Here is a 14,992-nt window from a genome sequence, read left to right on the forward strand (position 1 = left end):
GCGGACCGTGCGCGGGGGCCGCCGGCGCCCGTCGCCGCCGCGTGCGGCCCGGACGTGGCGCGAGCGTCCTCGCGGAGTTGCTATCCTTCCATCCGCACGCCGCTCACGCGGACGGCGGACGGGCCCCGGCCCGGACGCCCGAGCACGGGTGGCGTCCCCTTGGCGGGTTACCCGAGTGGCCAAAGGGGGCTGACTGTAAATCAGCTGGCAACGCCTACGGGGGTTCGAATCCCTCACCCGCCACGGACGAAGGGCCTCCTCGCAGTGCGAGGAGGCCCTTCGCCGTCCCGGGCGTCAGGCGCAGGTGTACGCGCCGGTGGTCAGGGAGACGGTGGCGCCCTCGTAGCGGGTGTCGAAGACCCCGGCGTCCTCCTCGGACGCGAACGCGAGGCCGACGGCGACCGGTGCCTCGATGCCCGTGAGCCCGGCGATCTTCTCGCCGGCGCCCTCCTGGCACGCCGGGTCCCAGACCTCGGCGTCGTAGCCCAGCTCCGCGAGGCGGGCGACCTCCTCCTCCAGGGCGCCCTCGCCGCCGGCGTCCGCGACCCCCGTCCAGACCACCCAGAGATCGCCCTCGGCCTCGGCGGGCTCGACCGCCTCGGGCCACTCCGCGGTCGACGGGTCGACGCCGTCGTCGCCCGAGCACGCGCTCAGGCCGACGGCGAGGGCGCCGGCGGCGAGGAGCGCGGCGGCGCGACGGGACGCACCGGCGGACGTGCGGCGGGCGCGACGGGGGAGGGCAGGCATGGGGCGCATGCGGCGGATCGTGGCACGCGGCCCGCGCGCCGAGGCACGGGGGGAAACGTTTAGGTGGCGGGTGCGCGGAGCGGCCCGCCCGTGCCCGGCGGGGGCTGCGGGGCCGATTTCACCGGCACCCCCGGGCCCGTGTACTCTGGTCCGCGCTGCCCCGATAGCTCAGTCGGCAGAGCGTCTCCATGGTAAGGAGAAGGTCAAGGGTTCGATTCCCTTTCGGGGCTCTGTGGTGTGTCAGGGGCCGGTCACCCTCGGGTGGCCGGCCCGGACAGCCGCTGCGGCGGGATAGCTCAGGTGGTTAGAGCACACGGCTCATAATCGTGGTGTCGCGGGTTCGAATCCCGCTCCCGCTACCACGTCCGGCGAAGACCCTTAGCAGCAGCGCGTGTCGGCCGGCGCGCGCCAGGAGAAGAGCGCAGCCCCCCTCGGGGCGCGAGAGGTGACACAGACATGGCCAGCAAGAGCTCGGACGTCCGCCCGAAGATCACCCTTGCCTGCACGGAGTGCAAGGAGCGGAACTACATCACCAAGAAGAACCGTCGGAACAACCCCGACCGGCTCGAGATGAAGAAGTTCTGCCCGCGGGACAACAAGCACACGGTGCACCGCGAGACCCGCTGACGCGGGCACGCGCACTACCGAGCGACCGCTGACGTGCCGGTCGACACCACATTCGCCGGGCGGGTCTACCCGCCCGGCGACGTGTATGTGGTCTCCCGCGAGAAGATCCGCGAGTTCGCGGAGGCGACGGGTGCCACGCACCCCGCGCACGTCGACCCCGTCGCGGCGCGCGCCCTCGGGTACCCCGACGTCGTCGCGCCTCCGACGTTCGCGGTCGTGATCGCGCAGCGCACCGAGGCGCAGTACGTCGACGACCCCGGCGCGGGCATCGACTTCAGCCGCGTCGTGCACGCCGACGAGCGGTTCACGCACCACCGGCCGCTGCACGCGGGGGACCGCGTGGTCCCGACGCTGCACGTCGACGCCGTGACGGTGCGCGGCGGGCTCGCCATGGTGACCACGCGCTGCGAGCTCGCGGACGAGTCCGGGGCCCCGCTCGCGTCGGTCGTCTCCACGCTCGCCGTCCGGCCCGAGGAGGGGGACGCGTGAGCCCCCGCCCTGCGCTCGCGGACCTGGCGGTCGGCCAGGAGCTCGCGCGTCGCACGGTCGTGGTCGACCGCGCCCGCCTCGTGCGGTACGCCGGTGCGAGCGGCGACGCGAACCCCATCCACTGGAACGACCGCGTCGCGAGGTCCGTCGGGCTGCCGGGCGTCATCGCGCACGGCATGTGGACCATGGGCGCGGCCGCCGCGGTCGTCGCCGACTGGGCCGGGGACCCCGGTGCGGTGGTCGACTACCGGACCCGGTTCACGCGCCCCGTGCCCGTGCCGGACCCCGGCCACGCCGAGGTCGAGGTCGTCGCCACCGTGGGGGCGCTCGACGCGGACGCCGGGACGGTGCGCGTCGACCTCGCCGTGGCGGTCGAGGGTGCGCGCGTCCTGGGCAAGGCGCAGGCGGTCGTCCGCCTCTCCTGACGCGGTCGACCCGCGGCCCGGTCAGACGGGGACGGGGCCTGTGGTCGTGCCCTCGCGCAGCGCGACCGGCAGGACGCGCTCCTCGGCGTCGCGGCCCGCGAGCAGGTCCGCCACCGCGTCGCCGATGGCCGCGCCCTTGTCGGCGAGCGGCTGCGCGACGGACGTCAGCACGTCGGGGGCGAGCCACGGCAGGTCGAGACCGTCGAACCCGGCCACCGAGACGTCCTGCGGGACGCGCAGGCCGAGCTCGCGCGCGGCCAGCACCACGCCCGAGGCCAGCAGGTCGGACTGGCAGATGATGGCCGTGGGCCGGTCGGCCGCCTGCAGCAGCGCGCGCCCGGCGGCCGCGCCGTGCTCGACGAGCGACGCGGGGGTCTCCCACACCACGGTCGGCTCGACGCCCGCGTCGGTGACGCCGGCGAGGCGGCGGCGGGTGATCTCCCACGCGATGCCGGACAGTCGACCGGGGCCGGCGGGCCCCTCGACGCGGTCGCGGTCGAAGGGCAGCGTGACGGTCGCGATCCGGCGGTGCCCGAGGCCGACGACGTGCCGGGTGAGCTCGGCCATGCCCCCGCGGTCGTCGATGCCGACGACCGCGACGTCCGGCTGGGGGGTGCCCTCGACGAGCACCACGGGGATGCCGCGGTTGCGCAGCGTCTCGAGCACCGGGTCGTCGGTGGTGCCGCCCCACATCTGCACGGCGACGTCCATCGCCGCCGTGCTGAGCAGCGGGTCGACGGGCGGCTGCGTCGTGTCGTGCGGCCCGGGCACGAGGAGCACGCCGAGGCCGAGGGGCCCGAGGCGGGCGGTGAGGCCGTCGAGGACCTGCACCGTCACCGGGTCCCGGAACGCGCGCCGCAGCACGTCGCCCATGACGACGCCGACGATGCCGGAGCGGCCGCGGCGCAGCTGGCGGCCGAGCGGGTTCGGGCCGGCGTAGGCGAGGGTGCGGGCCGCCTCCAGCACGCGCTCGCGCGTGCGGTCGGCGATCGGGCCGGAGCCCGAGAACGCCAGGGAGGCGGTCGACACCGAGACCCCCGCGGCGGCGGCGACGTCGGCGAGGGTGGTGCGCTGGGCGGACAGTGTCGGCACCTTTCGTGGGCCGGCCACGTACCGGCGCAGGTCGCGAGGGTGTCGTCGGGCCGCGGCGCGGCGCCGTTTGACGACGCGAGCAGCGTACCCGCAGACTTGACGAAACCCCCTCGAATCGATCCGAGCTCGCGGCGTGCGCATCGGGTCGATTCGCGCCGCCGCACCGTCAGTCGGCCCCGAGCACCGGACGAGGAGGAGCCCGATGAGCGCGTCGCGCGACGTGACGAGCACCGGTGAGCACGCCGCCCCGCGCGAGGTCCGCGCCGCGTCGGCGGCCGTCTTCACCGTCTTCCTCCTGGCGGGGTGGAACTTCGCCAGCTGGGCGTCGCGGCTGCCGGCGGTCCGCGACGCGCTCGACCTCACGCCCGACCGGATGGGTCTGCTGCTCCTCGTCGGGTCCTTCGGGTCGCTGCTCGCGCTCCCGCTGTCCGGGCTGGTCGTCGAGCGGCTGGGGGCGCGTCGCACCGTGCTCGGCTTCGGCGTGCTCAACGCCGTCGGGTACGCGCTCGCGTGCGTCGGCGTGGCCACCGGCCAGGTCGTCGTCGTGGGGGTCGGCCTCGTCCTCGCCGGTGTCGGCACGGGGGTGTGGGACGCGTCGATGAACCTCGAGGGCGCGCTCGTCGAGCAGCGCCTGGGCCGGACGGTCATGCCGCGGTACCACGCCGGCTTCTCGTTCGGCACGATGGCGGCGGCCGGCGCCGCGGCCGTCCTCGCCGGGCTGGACGTACCCGTCGAGGTGCACCTGCCGGTCGCCGTGGCGCTGTCGAGCGTGGTGCTGGCCCTGGCCGTGCGCTCGTTCCTCGCCGACGCGGGCGCGCCGCCGGCCGCGGACGGGGCCCCGGCCGGGTCCACCGCCGGGGCGGACCCCGCGACCGCCGCCCCCGCGCCCCGCGGGACGCGCGCGGCCCTCGGCGCGTGGCTCGAGCCGCGCACGCTCCTCGTCGGCCTCGTCGTGCTCGCGGCGGCGCTCACCGAGGGGGCCGCGAACGACTGGGTGAGCCTCGCCGTCGTCGACGGCTTCGACACCGGCCACGCCGTCGGCGCGCTGGGCTTCGGGCTGTTCGTCACCGCCATGACCGCGATGCGCCTGCTCGGCACGCGGCTGCTCGACCGGTACGGCCGGGTCGCGGTGTTGCGCCTGTGCGCGGGGCTCGCGTTCGTCGGGCTGCTGGTGTTCGGGCTCGCGGGCAGCCTGTGGGTCGCGCTGCTGGGCGTCGTCGCGTGGGGTGCGGGCGCGGCCCTCGGCTTCCCGGTCGGGATGAGCGCGGCGTCGGACGACCCGCGCCGTGCGGCCCAGCGCGTCGCCGTCGTCTCGACGATCGGCTACTCGGCCTTCCTCGCCGGGCCGCCGCTGCTCGGCCTGCTCGCCGAGCGCGTCGGCTACCGGCCCGCGCTGCTCGCGATCCTCGTGCCGGTGGTGCTGGGGCTGCTCGTCACCAGCGCCGCCCGCCCGCTGGCGGAGCCCGGCGGCTCGGGGGCGCGCGGCGCACCGCGCGACGTAGCCTGACGGGGTGGAGCTCGACACCTGCGCCCTGCCCGGTCCCGCACCGGAGCCGGCCGACGCCCCCGTCCCGACGCACGACGGCGCCCCCGCGCTCGCGGACCTGACGACCCTGCGCGTCGGCGGGCCCGCGCGGCGGTACGTCGAGACGCGGACGGAGCAGGAGCTGATCGGCGTCGTCCGTGACGCGGACGACGCGGGCGAGCCGCTCCTCGTGCTCGGCGGCGGCTCCAACGTGCTCGTCGACGACGCCGGCTTCCCGGGGGTCGTCGTCCGCGACGTCCGCGGCGGCGTGGAGGTGCCGGACGCGTCGGCGTGCGCGGGCGTCACCCTGACGGTCCCCGCCGGGACGGTCTGGGACGACGTGGTCGCGTACGCCGTCGAGCACGAGCTCGTCGGCCTCGAGGCGCTGTCCGGCATCCCCGGGTCCACCGGCGCCACGCCGGTGCAGAACGTGGGCGCCTACGGCCAGGAGGTCGCGCAGACGATCTCGCAGGTCCGCGTCTGGGACCGCGGGCGTGCCCGGGTGCGCACCCTGCCGTGGGTGACGCTCGCGTTCGGGTACCGCACGTCGCTGCTGAAGCGGTCGATGCGCGCCTCGGCGGACGACCCGGCGGCGCCCTGGGGCCCCACGCCCCGGTACGTCGTGCTGGACGTGACGTTCCAGCTGCGGCCGGGTTCGCTCTCGGCCGCGATCGCGTACCCCGAGCTCGCGCGCACGCTGGGCGTCGCCGTGGGGGAGCGGGCGCCGCTGGCCGACGTCCGCGCGGCGGTGCTCGCGCTGCGCTCGCGCAAGGGCATGGTGCTCGACGCCGGCGACCACGACACGTGGAGCGCCGGCTCGTTCTTCACCAACCCGGTGCTGCCTGCCGCGGACGCCCAGGCGCTGCCCGCCGACGCCCCCCGCTGGCCGCTGGACGACGGCACGGTCAAGACCAGCGCCGCCTGGCTGATCGAGCACGCCGGCTACGGCCGCGGGTACGGCGCCCCGGGCCCGGCCGCGCTCTCCTCGAAGCACGCGCTGGCGCTGACGAACCGCGGTGACGCGCGCGCGGGCGACCTCGTCGCCCTGGCGCGGGAGCTGCGCGACGGCGTGCGGGACCGGTTCGGCGTCGTGCTCGAGCCCGAGCCGGTGCTGGTCGGCACCGCGCTCTGACCCCCGCCCCGGACCGCCGCCCGCCCGACCCTGGGGCCACGGTGCGGACGGCACGTCGGCCCGCGCGACCGGGGCCGCTGGCCGCTACCCGGTCGCGGCCGACCTGCTCGCGCCACGGCCGGCCGCAGCGATCGTGCCCGACGTGCTCCGGGACTCATCGTCGCCGGCCGCGTCGTCGGCGAGCCACGCGTCCACCCCGGCCAGCAGCCGGGCGCGCGTGGCCGCCGACGCCCGGCTCGCGCGGATCGACGCCCGCGCCAGGTCGGCCAGCTCGGCATCGGTGAACCCGTGCATCTCGCGGGCGACGCGGTACTGGTCGACCAGACGCGAGCGGAACAGCAACGGGTCGTCGGCGCCGAGCGCCACGGTGGCCCCGGCGTCGACGAGCGTGCGCAGCGGCACGTCCCGCGCCGTCGGGTACACGCCGAGCGAGACGTTGGACGCCGGGCACACCTCGAGCGCCACGCCCTCCTCGACGACCCGCGCGAGCACGCGCGGGTCCTCGCCGCTGCGCACGCCGTGGCCGAGCCGGTCGGGGTGCAGGTGGTCCAGGACGCTCTCGACGTGCGCGGGCCCCAGCAGCTCGCCACCGTGCGGGACGCTGGCCAGACCCGCCCGGCGGGCGATCGCGAACGCCTGCGCGAACTCGGCGGTGTCGCCGCGGCGCTCGTCGTTCGACAGGCCGAACCCGACGACCTCGCCCGGTCCGTCGCCCGCGTGCCTGGCGGCGAGCCGGGCCAGCACGCGCGCGTCGAGCGGGTGCCGCATGCGCGACGCGGCGACCACGACGCCGATCTCGACGCCCGTCGCGGCCGCCGCGCGGCGCGCCTCGTCGAGGACGATCTCGAGCGCCGGCGTGAGACCGCCGACGAAGGGCGCGTAGGACGTGGGGTCGACCTGGATCTCGAGGCGGCCGGACCCCTCGGCGGCGTCGTCCGCGGCGGCCTCGGCGACCACCCGGCGCATGTCGTCCTCGCCGCGCACGCACGCGCGCGCCGCGTCGTAGAGCCGCTGGAACCGGAACCACCCGCGCTCGTCGGCGGGGAGCACGAGGGGGTCGGCGTCGAGCAGCACCTGCGGGAGCCGGGTGCGGTGGCGCTCCGCCAGCTCGGCGAGCGTGGCCACGCGCAGGGACCCGGTGAAGTGCAGGTGCAGGTGCGCCTTGGGCAGCCGGGTGAGGTCGCGCATCACCTCCAGTGTGCCAGCCGTCGGCGCTCGTGCGTCACACGGAGGCGTCGACGAGGCGGTAACCGACGCCGCGGATCGTGTCGAAGTGCTCGGCGCCGATCTTGCGCCGCAGGTAGCGGACGTACACGTCGACGACGTTCGAGCCGGGGTCGAAGTCGTAGCCCCACACCTCGGAGAGCAGCCGCTCCCGGGTCAGCACGTCGCCGGGGTTGCGCATGAACGTCTCGGCGAGCGCGAACTCGCGCGCCGACAGGTCGACCTCGCTCTCGTCGACCCGCATGCGGCGGGTGCGCAGGTCGAGCTGCAGGCGCCCGTGCACGAGCACGTTGCCGCGCGCGCCGGACGTGGGCGAGCGCAGCCGCAGCCGCACGCGGGCCAGCAGCTCCTCGAACCGGAACGGCTTGGCCATGTAGTCGTCCGCGCCCTGCTCCAGGCCCGCCACGGTGTCGGTCACCGACGAGCGCGCCGTCAGCACGACGACGGGCAGCGCGTAGCCCTCGGCGCGCAGCAGGCGCAGCACCTCGAAGCCGTCCATGTCGCCCAGGCCGAGGTCGAGCACGAGCAGGTCGACGCCCCCGCGCTCGACGCGTTCGAGCGCCTGCTCGCCCGTGGCGACGGTCGTCGCCTCGAAGCCGTGGGCGCGCAGTCCCTTGGCGACGAAGGCGGCGATCCGCTCCTCGTCCTCGGCGATGAGGATGTGGGTCATCGGTGCTGCTCCACGAGCTCGAGGGACACGTCGGACGCGCCGGCGACGAGGCCGACGGCGGGCAGGTCGAGGACGAAGACGACCCCGGGGCCGGCTCCGGGCGGGGGGTGCTCGAGGAACACCCGACCGCCGTGCGCCGCGGCGATGGCGGCGACGATCGGCAGACCCAGGCCGGCGCCGTGCTGGACGCGGTCGGCCCTGCCCCGGTGGAAGCGCTCGAAGATGCGCGCCTCCTGCTCCGGCGGCACGCCCGGGCCCTCGTCGCGCACCCACAGCAGGAGCCGCCCGCCGGCGACCTCGCTGCCGAGCCGGACCGTGGACCCGGGGGCCGAGAAGCGCACCGCGTTGGCGAGGAGCTGCAGCCACGCCTGCGTGATGCGCTGCGCGTCGACCCGGGCCGTGACGTCCGCCCGGGAGACCACGACGAACCGGCGCTCGCCGAGCGCGCGGGCCTTCTCCAGGACGTCGTCGGTGAGGCGGCCGACGTCGACGGGGGCGGGGCGGACGAAGTCCGGCCGGTCGGCGATCGCGAGGGTCACGAGGTCGTCCACCAGGCGCTGCATCCGGTCCAGCTCGTCGAGCGCCAGGGCCTGCGTGGCGCGCACGTCGGCGGCGTCGGACGGGTCGAGCAGCTCGAGGTGCCCCCGCACGATCGTGAGCGGCGTGCGCAGCTCGTGCCCGACGTCGTCGAGCAGCTCGCGCTGCGACCCGAACGCGCGCTCGAGCCGGTCGAGCATCGCGTTCACCGAGCCGGCGAGGTCGGCCAGGTCGTCCTTGCCGAGGACGGCGATGCGCTCCGACAGGTCGGACTCGGTGACCCGGCGCACCGTGTCGCGCAGCATCCGGACGGGTCGCAGCATGCGCCCGACCACGAACCACGCCACGACCGAGACCGCGGCGAGCGCGAACAGCCCGACGGCCGAGTAGGTGAGGAAGATGCGCCGCACCCCGGCGGTCGCGGCCGAGCGGTCGAACGCGACGACGACCAGTCCCTCCGCGGCGGGCTGCGCGTCGACGCGCACCGGCACGGCCACCAGCCGGTACTCGGTGGTGCCGGTCGTCACCGTGCGCGGCCGGGGCGCGCCCGAGTCCGTGCCGTCGTCGCTGCCGACGTCGGCGAGCCACGCCATGAGCTCGCGGTCGGTGTCGAGCCGGATCGCGCCGGTCTCGTCGGCCGGGCGCCACTTCATCTCCCCGCCCAGGAAGGCGACGACGCCCTCGTGCTCGCCCGGGATCCGGCTCTCCACGGCCTTGCGCAGCAGCACGTCGAGCGACGTCCAGGGGACCCTCGCCTCGGGCTCCGTGGGCGCCGAGGGGTCCGCCTGCCCCTCGGCCTCGAGGACGCGCACGGCGGCCACCGCACGGGTGAGGGACTCGTCGATGCGGGCGTCCACGTCCCGCAGCTGCAGGGCCAGGCCCGTCGCCCCGGCCACCGTCAGGGCGGTCGCCGTGAGGGCCACGACCGCGGCCATGAGCCGCACCCGCACGGTGGCGCCGCCCGGCGACCGCGTCTCGGCGGGGTCGGCCGCACCGTGGCCGTCACCCGCCGCGCTCGACATGGCGCCCAGTATGGTCGGGTGTCCGACAGAGGGCGAAGGTCGTCCGCATTTGTCGCCCGTCTGCGCCGCGGGTCCCGCGTCGCCCCGCGCCGCCGACCGGTCTCAGGCGCCCGGCAGGATGCCCCGCTCGATCGCGACCGTGACCGCGCGCGTCCGGTCGTCGACGCCGAGCTTGGCGAACGCCCGCAGCAGGTGCGTCTTGACGGTCGCCTCGGTGATGAACAGGTCGCGGCCGATCGCCGCGTTCGACAGGCCGCGCGCCACCCCGGCGAGCACCTCGCGCTCGCGGGGGGTCAGGCGCTCGCCCGTGTCGCCGCGCACCTGCTGCACGAGCCGGCGCGCGACCGACGGCGACAGCGCCGACTCGCCGCGCGCGGCCGCGCGGACCCCGGCGACGAGCTGCTCGCGCGGCGTGTCCTTGAGCAGGTACCCCGTCGCACCCGCCTCGACCGCCCGCAGGATGTCGGTGTCCGTCTCGTACGTGGTCAGGACCAGCACGTGGACCCCGGGGAGCGTGGCGACGATGCGCGCGGTCGCGTCGGCGCCGTCCGTGCCCGGCATGCGCAGGTCCATCAGGACGAGGTCGGGGCGCAGCGACGTCGCCAGGGCGACCGCCTCCTCGCCGTCGGCCGCCTCGCCGACCACCTCGACGTCCGGCTCGAGAGCGAGCAGGCCGGTCAGGCCGGACCGGACGACGGGGTGGTCGTCGGCGACGAGGACACGGACGGTGCTCACGGGTGCTCCTGCGGGTCGTGCACGGCCGGTGCGTCGGGGGTCGACGGGTCGGGAGGTGGGGCGTCGAGGTCGTCGTCCGGCGGCACCGGCACGCGCAGGAGCACGCGGGTGCCACCACCGGGGGCCCCCGACACGTCGAGCGTGCCTCCTGCGGCGTCGACGCGGGCGCGCATGCCGCGCAGCCCTGCGCCCTCGGGCGCGCCGGTCGTCCCGCGGCCGTCGTCGGCCACCTCGAGGACGACGTCCCCGCCGGTGCGTGCCAGCCGCAGCGTCACCGTCGACGCCTGCGCGTGCTTGCGCACGTTCGCCAGCGACTCCTGCGCCGCGCGCAGCAGCACGACCTCCTGCTCGCGGCCGACCGCGCCGCCGGTGGTGTCCTCGACGAGCACACGGACGCCGGTCTCGTCCCGGAACCGGTGCGCCAGCCGCACGAGGGCCGCGCTGAGCCCGCCGTCGTCGAGGCCGGGCGGGGCGAACGCGGCCACGAGCGCGCGCGCCTCGGCGAGGTTGTCGCGCGCGACGTCCTCGATGTGACCGAGGCGGGTCCGCGCCTGCGCGACCCGGTCGCGCTCCAGCTCGGCCGACGCCGCCTGCGCGAGCATCACGACGGACGTGAACCCCTGGGCGAGGGTGTCGTGGATCTCGCCGGCGAGGCGGGCGCGCTCGGCGAGCACGCCCGCGGCGTGGTGGGACGCCCCGAGCTCGTCCTGCGCCGCCCGGAGCTCCTCGAGCAGGTGGGCCCGCTCCTCGCTCTGCTCGGCCACCTGCGTGATCCACAGGCCGAGCACGATCGCGAACAGGAGCGCGACGCCGAACTCGCCCGCGATGACGGCGACGCCGTCCGCGTCGGCCCCGACGCGCCACGCGGCCGCCACGGTGATGCCCACCGTGACGGCGGAGCTCCAGGCGATGCCGGCGACCCGGCGACGCGAGAAGAACCAGATGTGCGAGAACACGACGAACAGCAGTGCGGTGCCGAGGCCGCCCAGGGCGACCTGAGCCACCGCGACAGCCGTGAGCACGACGAGGTAGGCGTCGGTGAGCCGGGGGGCGCCGCGCAGCGCACCCTGCCGCCCGAGCAGCACGTAGGCGGCCGCGAGGAGGACGACCAGCAGGAGCGCCACCGTCTGCCGCGCCGGGGGCATGGAGTCCACGAGGACGGCGACCGTGTACACCCCGAGCATCGCGACGAACACCGCGTCCCACGTGCGCAGCGTCCGGACCCAGAACCCGTGCCGCTCGAGCTCGCGGCCGTGCGGTCCCGGAGCCGTCCCGGCCGTGCCGGGGACCGCGTCCGGCGCAGGGGCCGCCGGCGACTGCTCGCTCATGCCCGGACCCTCTCACGCACCGGCCGGCCGCCGGGTGCACCGGCGGCCGGTCGTGTCGGGGCGCGCGGCCCCGTCCTCGTGGTGCCCATGTCAGCCGTCGTCGCGACGGCGCCAGCGGAACGTGCGCACCCCGACCACGAGGCCCGCGACGAGCCAGGCGGCGAGCACCGCCGCCGTGAGCCCGTGCTGCCACGAGCCCGACGGCTCGAGCGCCGCGGCCTCGTCGGGGAGGAACACCGACCGCATGCCCTGGGCGAGCCACTTGAGGGGGAACACGCCTGCCACCTGCTGCATCCACGTCGGGAGCTGGTCGAACCGGAAGAAGACGCCGGAGATGAACTGCAGGACCAGCACCACCGGCGTCACGACGGCGCTCACGCTGCGCCCCGAGCGCGGCAGCGCCGAGAACGCGACGCCGCAGACCGCACCTGCCGCCGTGCCCAGCAGCGCCACCCACAGGAAGGTCCACCACCGGCCGGCGTCGTCGGGCATCGGGACGTCGAACACGAGGGCCGCCACGACGAGCAGCACGGCCGTCTGCAGCGCCGACGTGATGAGGACCTGACCGGTCTTGCCGAGGAAGTACGCCGCCGCGGGCAGGGGCGTCGCCCGGAGCCGCTTGAGCGTGCCGTCGTCGCGCTCCACGGCGACGGCGGTCGCGAGGGCCTGGAAGCTCGAGAGCATGACGCCGGTCGCCACCATGCCGGGCAGGAAGTACTGCGGGAACATCACGCCCGACCCGGCCAGCACCTCCTCGTCACTGCCGAAGACCGTCGCGAAGATCGCGAGCATGACGACCGGGTAGAGGAAGACGAAGACCACGGCGTCGCGCTCGCGGGCGAAGCCGCGCACCTCGTACGCGGTGCGCGCGGCGCCGAGGCGGACGAGCCCCGGCAGGCGGGCGGGGACGGACGCGGGCCGACGGTCGGCGCCGCGATCCCGGATCGGGGCGGTGGTGCTCATCGGGTCACCTCCAGCAGGTGGGTGGGGACGCCCGCGGGGGCGCCGGTGGGGGCGGTGGCGGCCGCATCGGCCCGTGCGCCGCCGATGAGGTCGAGGTAGACGTCCTCGAGGGTGGGGCGCAGGACCTGCAGCCCCGGGACCTCGCCGAGCTGTGCGGCGAGCCGCCCGACCACGGCCGTCGGTGCGTCCGTGACCTCCTCGTGCACCGTGCCGTCGGCCGTCCAGCGCACGCGGGCCTGGCGCGCGGCGCGTCCGCCGAGCCCGGCCGGCGTCCCCTCCGCCACGACGCGCCCGCTCGCGACCACCACGACGCGGTCCGCGAGCCGCTCGGCCTCGTCCAGGTAGTGGGTCGTCAGCAGGATGGTCGTGCCCTCGTCCCGAAGCCGCTCGACCAGGCCCCAGAACTCCAGCCGCGCCTCGGGGTCGAACCCGGTGGTCGGCTCGTCGAGGAACAGCAGCTGCGGGTCGCCGACCACGCCCAGCGCCACGTCGAGCCGGCGGCGCTGCCCGCCGGAGAGCTGCCGCGCACGCGCGCCCGCCTTCGCACCCAGACCCACGGCGTCGATCACCCCGTCGGGGTCGCGCGGCGCCGGGTAGAACGTCGCGAAGTGGTGCACGAGCTCGCGCACGGTCGCCTCGGCCAGGTCGTCGGTCGACTGCAGCACCACGCCGAGGCGCGAGCGCCACGCGCGGCCCGCGCTCGCGGGGTCCTCACCGAGGACGCGCACGTGCCCGGCGTCCGCGCGGCGGAACCCCTCGAGGATCTCCACGGTGGTGGTCTTGCCGGCGCCGTTGGGCCCCAGCACGGCCACGATCTCGCCGTGCTCGACCCGCAGGTCGAGCCCGTCGACGGCGCGCTTGTCGCCGTACCTCTTCTGCAGCCCTCGGACCTCTACGGCCGGGCCGTCCGTCGTCGTCGTCATGCGTCCAGCCTGCGGCGACGGGCACCGCGGCCGCGACGACCGCCCGGCTGGCCCCGCCGTCCACCGACCGGTGGACGGGCGCGTCAGTCCGGCGCGGGGTGCCGGACGGGCGGGACGACGGGGACGACGACGGGGCGCCGACCGCTGCGGTCGACGCCCCGTCCGGAGGGTGTGGCTGCTGTCAGCGGGCCTCGCCGAGCAGGGCCTGGATCCGGCCCACGCCCTCGACCAGGTCGTCGTCGCCGAGCGCGTACGACAGCCGCAGGTAGCCGCTCGGCCCGAACGCCTCGCCGGGGACCACCGCCACCTCGGCCTCGTCGAGGATCAGCTCCGCGAGCTCGGCGGACGTCCGCGGCGTGCGCCCGCGGATCGTGCGGCCCAGCACGCCCTCGACCGCGGGATAGGCGTAGAACGCACCCTGCGGGGCCGGGCACCGCACGCCGTCGATCTCGTTGAGCATCTCGACCATCGTCCGGCGCCGGCGGTCGAACGCCGCACGCATGTGCTCGACGGCCGACAGGTCGCCCGTGAGCGCCGCGACCGCCGCGCGCTGCGACACGTTCGCGACGTTCGAGGTCAGGTGCGACTGCAGGTTCGTGGCGGCCGTGATCACGTCGGCCGGCCCGATCATCCAGCCGACGCGCCAGCCGGTCATCGCGTACGTCTTCGCCACGCCGTTGAGGACGATCGTCGTGTCGGCGAGCTCCGGCACGACGCGCACGACCGGCGTGAAGACCGCGTCGTCGTACGTGAGGTGCTCGTAGATCTCGTCGGTGACGACCCAGATGCCGTGCGCGAGCGCCCAGCGGCCGATCGCGGCGGTCTGCTCGGGGGAGTAGACGGCGCCCGTGGGGTTGGACGGCGAGTTGAAGAGCAGGGCCTTCGTGCGCGGCGTGCGTGCGGCCTCGAGCTGCTCGACGGTCACGAGGTAGCCCTGGTCGACGCCCGCGAAGACCTCGACGGGCACCGCGCCGGCGAGGCGGATCGCCTCGGGGTACGTCGTCCAGTACGGCGCCGGCAGCAGGACCTCGTCGCCCGGGTCCAGCACGGCCGCGAACGCCTGGAACACCGCCTGCTTGCCGCCGTTCGTGACGAGCACGTCCGCCGGGCGGACCGCGTAGCCCGAGTCGCGCTCCGTCTTGGCGGCGATCGCCTCGCGCAGCACCGGCAGGCCGGCCGCGGGGGAGTAGCGGTGGTTGACCGGGTCCTGCGCCGCGGCGACCGCGGCCTCGACCACGTAGTCGGGCGTCGGGAAGTCGGGCTCGCCGGCGCCGAAGCCGATGACCGGGCGGCCGGCGGCCTTCAGGGCCTTGGCGCGCGCGTCGACCGCCAGCGTCGCGGACTCCGCGATGGCGGCGAGGCGCGCGGACACGCGCGCACGGGGGGACGTCGTCGTCGGTGTGCTCTGCTCGCTCACGCGGCCATCCTGGCAGAGGCGGGCGCGGGCGGCCGGTCCATTCCGCGGGAGGGGCCTGCGTCGGGCGGCGCGGCCGGCGTGGTTCGACCCAGCGCCGCCCGTCGCGTACAGTGAGGCCCCGGTGGTTGACGTCCGC

Annotated in this window: 15 protein-coding genes and 3 tRNA genes; 8 read left to right on the forward strand and 10 right to left on the reverse strand. The window is 76.2% G+C overall.

Translation table 11 applies throughout. The features are described 5' to 3' along the window. The first annotated feature begins 161 nt into the window (after positions 1–161). Positions 162–243: transfer RNA gene (locus E5225_RS04190), tRNA-Tyr, on the forward strand. 51 nt (positions 244–294) lie between these two features. On the opposite strand, the gene E5225_RS04195 is transcribed toward E5225_RS04190, so the two are convergent. Further along, positions 295–756 (reverse strand): hypothetical protein, encoded by a 462-nt coding sequence (locus E5225_RS04195; protein WP_135975035.1) that lies wholly within the window; start codon positions 754–756, stop codon positions 295–297. Positions 757–904: 148 nt separating this feature from the next. On the opposite strand from E5225_RS04195, the gene E5225_RS04200 reads away from it, so the two are divergent. From E5225_RS04200 to E5225_RS04220, 5 genes are all read left to right on the forward strand, one after another. Then, positions 905–977, forward strand: a tRNA-Thr gene (locus E5225_RS04200). A 55-nt stretch (positions 978–1,032) separates the two neighbouring features. Next, positions 1,033–1,109: transfer RNA gene (locus tag E5225_RS04205), tRNA-Met, on the forward strand. A 94-nt stretch (positions 1,110–1,203) separates the two neighbouring features. Next, on the forward strand, positions 1,204–1,374 hold the full coding sequence (gene rpmG, locus E5225_RS04210; protein WP_135975033.1) for a 50S ribosomal protein L33: 171 nt from the start codon (positions 1,204–1,206) through the stop codon (positions 1,372–1,374). A gap of 33 nt (positions 1,375–1,407) precedes the next feature. Continuing rightward, positions 1,408–1,863, forward strand: coding sequence for an FAS1-like dehydratase domain-containing protein (locus tag E5225_RS04215; protein WP_135975031.1), 456 nt, complete (start codon positions 1,408–1,410; stop codon positions 1,861–1,863). Continuing rightward, the gene (locus tag E5225_RS04220; protein ID WP_135975029.1) at positions 1,860–2,288 is read left to right on the forward strand and encodes a MaoC/PaaZ C-terminal domain-containing protein; all 429 of its coding nucleotides are present in this window, start codon (positions 1,860–1,862) and stop codon (positions 2,286–2,288) included. Before E5225_RS04215 ends, E5225_RS04220 begins: the two co-directional genes overlap by 4 nt. 21 nt (positions 2,289–2,309) lie before the next feature. On the opposite strand, the gene E5225_RS04225 is transcribed toward E5225_RS04220, so the two are convergent. Continuing rightward, positions 2,310–3,371, reverse strand: coding sequence for a LacI family DNA-binding transcriptional regulator (locus tag E5225_RS04225; RefSeq protein ID WP_243738382.1), 1,062 nt, complete (start codon positions 3,369–3,371; stop codon positions 2,310–2,312). A gap of 211 nt (positions 3,372–3,582) precedes the next feature. Here E5225_RS04225 and E5225_RS04230 point away from each other — a divergent pair, with 211 nt between their 5' ends. Further along, positions 3,583–4,887, forward strand: coding sequence for an MFS transporter (locus E5225_RS04230; RefSeq protein WP_136225316.1), 1,305 nt, complete (start codon positions 3,583–3,585; stop codon positions 4,885–4,887). A gap of 4 nt (positions 4,888–4,891) precedes the next feature. After that, complete coding sequence (locus E5225_RS04235; RefSeq protein ID WP_135974556.1) at positions 4,892–6,037, forward strand: UDP-N-acetylmuramate dehydrogenase; 1,146 nt, start codon at positions 4,892–4,894, stop codon at positions 6,035–6,037. An 84-nt stretch (positions 6,038–6,121) separates the two neighbouring features. On the opposite strand, the gene E5225_RS04240 is transcribed toward E5225_RS04235, so the two are convergent. From E5225_RS04240 to E5225_RS04275, 8 genes are all read right to left on the reverse strand, one after another. Next, positions 6,122–7,225 (reverse strand): adenosine deaminase, encoded by a 1,104-nt coding sequence (locus E5225_RS04240; protein ID WP_135974558.1) that lies wholly within the window; start codon positions 7,223–7,225, stop codon positions 6,122–6,124. A 34-nt stretch (positions 7,226–7,259) separates the two neighbouring features. Beyond that, entirely contained in the window at positions 7,260–7,931 is a 672-nt protein-coding gene (locus E5225_RS04245; RefSeq protein ID WP_135974560.1) for a response regulator transcription factor, read from the reverse strand. After that, positions 7,928–9,490, reverse strand: coding sequence for a sensor histidine kinase (locus tag E5225_RS04250; protein WP_135974562.1), 1,563 nt, complete (start codon positions 9,488–9,490; stop codon positions 7,928–7,930). Before E5225_RS04250 ends, E5225_RS04245 begins: the two co-directional genes overlap by 4 nt. A gap of 102 nt (positions 9,491–9,592) precedes the next feature. Further along, positions 9,593–10,225 carry a response regulator gene (locus E5225_RS04255; RefSeq protein ID WP_135974564.1) on the reverse strand — a complete coding sequence of 211 codons (633 nt, stop codon included), beginning with the start codon at positions 10,223–10,225 and terminating at the stop codon, positions 9,593–9,595. Beyond that, complete coding sequence (locus E5225_RS04260) at positions 10,222–11,553, reverse strand: sensor histidine kinase (RefSeq protein ID WP_135974566.1); 1,332 nt, start codon at positions 11,551–11,553, stop codon at positions 10,222–10,224. Before E5225_RS04260 ends, E5225_RS04255 begins: the two co-directional genes overlap by 4 nt. 90 nt (positions 11,554–11,643) lie before the next feature. After that, a complete protein-coding gene (locus tag E5225_RS04265) occupies positions 11,644–12,516 on the reverse strand; it encodes an ABC transporter permease (protein WP_135974568.1) in 873 nt (290 codons plus the stop codon). Beyond that, complete coding sequence (locus E5225_RS04270; protein ID WP_135974570.1) at positions 12,513–13,439, reverse strand: ABC transporter ATP-binding protein; 927 nt, start codon at positions 13,437–13,439, stop codon at positions 12,513–12,515. Before E5225_RS04270 ends, E5225_RS04265 begins: the two co-directional genes overlap by 4 nt. Before the next feature lie 181 nt (positions 13,440–13,620). Continuing rightward, the gene (locus tag E5225_RS04275) at positions 13,621–14,856 is read right to left on the reverse strand and encodes a pyridoxal phosphate-dependent aminotransferase (RefSeq protein WP_166436021.1); all 1,236 of its coding nucleotides are present in this window, start codon (positions 14,854–14,856) and stop codon (positions 13,621–13,623) included. Positions 14,857–14,992 lie beyond the last annotated feature (136 nt).

It is taken from the genome of Cellulomonas shaoxiangyii (genome assembly GCF_004798685.1).
GTDB lineage: Bacteria > Actinomycetota > Actinomycetes > Actinomycetales > Cellulomonadaceae > Cellulomonas > Cellulomonas shaoxiangyii.

Bases quoted from the DNA above. Each gene is read 5' to 3' on its own strand.
- E5225_RS04270 (WP_135974570.1), bottom strand. From the start codon at position 13,439: ATGACGACGACGACGGACGGCCCGGCCGTAGAGGTCCGAGGGCTGCAG.
- E5225_RS04195 (WP_135975035.1), bottom strand. From the start codon at position 756: ATGCGCCCCATGCCTGCCCTCCCCCGTCGCGCCCGCCGCACGTCCGCC.
- E5225_RS04240 (WP_135974558.1), bottom strand. From the start codon at position 7,225: ATGCGCGACCTCACCCGGCTGCCCAAGGCGCACCTGCACCTGCACTTC.
- rpmG (WP_135975033.1), top strand. From the start codon at position 1,204: ATGGCCAGCAAGAGCTCGGACGTCCGCCCGAAGATCACCCTTGCCTGC.
- E5225_RS04260 (WP_135974566.1), bottom strand. From the start codon at position 11,553: ATGAGCGAGCAGTCGCCGGCGGCCCCTGCGCCGGACGCGGTCCCCGGC.
- E5225_RS04245 (WP_135974560.1), bottom strand. From the start codon at position 7,931: ATGACCCACATCCTCATCGCCGAGGACGAGGAGCGGATCGCCGCCTTC.
- E5225_RS04250 (WP_135974562.1), bottom strand. From the start codon at position 9,490: ATGTCGAGCGCGGCGGGTGACGGCCACGGTGCGGCCGACCCCGCCGAG.
- E5225_RS04230 (WP_136225316.1), top strand. From the start codon at position 3,583: ATGAGCGCGTCGCGCGACGTGACGAGCACCGGTGAGCACGCCGCCCCG.
- E5225_RS04265 (WP_135974568.1), bottom strand. From the start codon at position 12,516: ATGAGCACCACCGCCCCGATCCGGGATCGCGGCGCCGACCGTCGGCCC.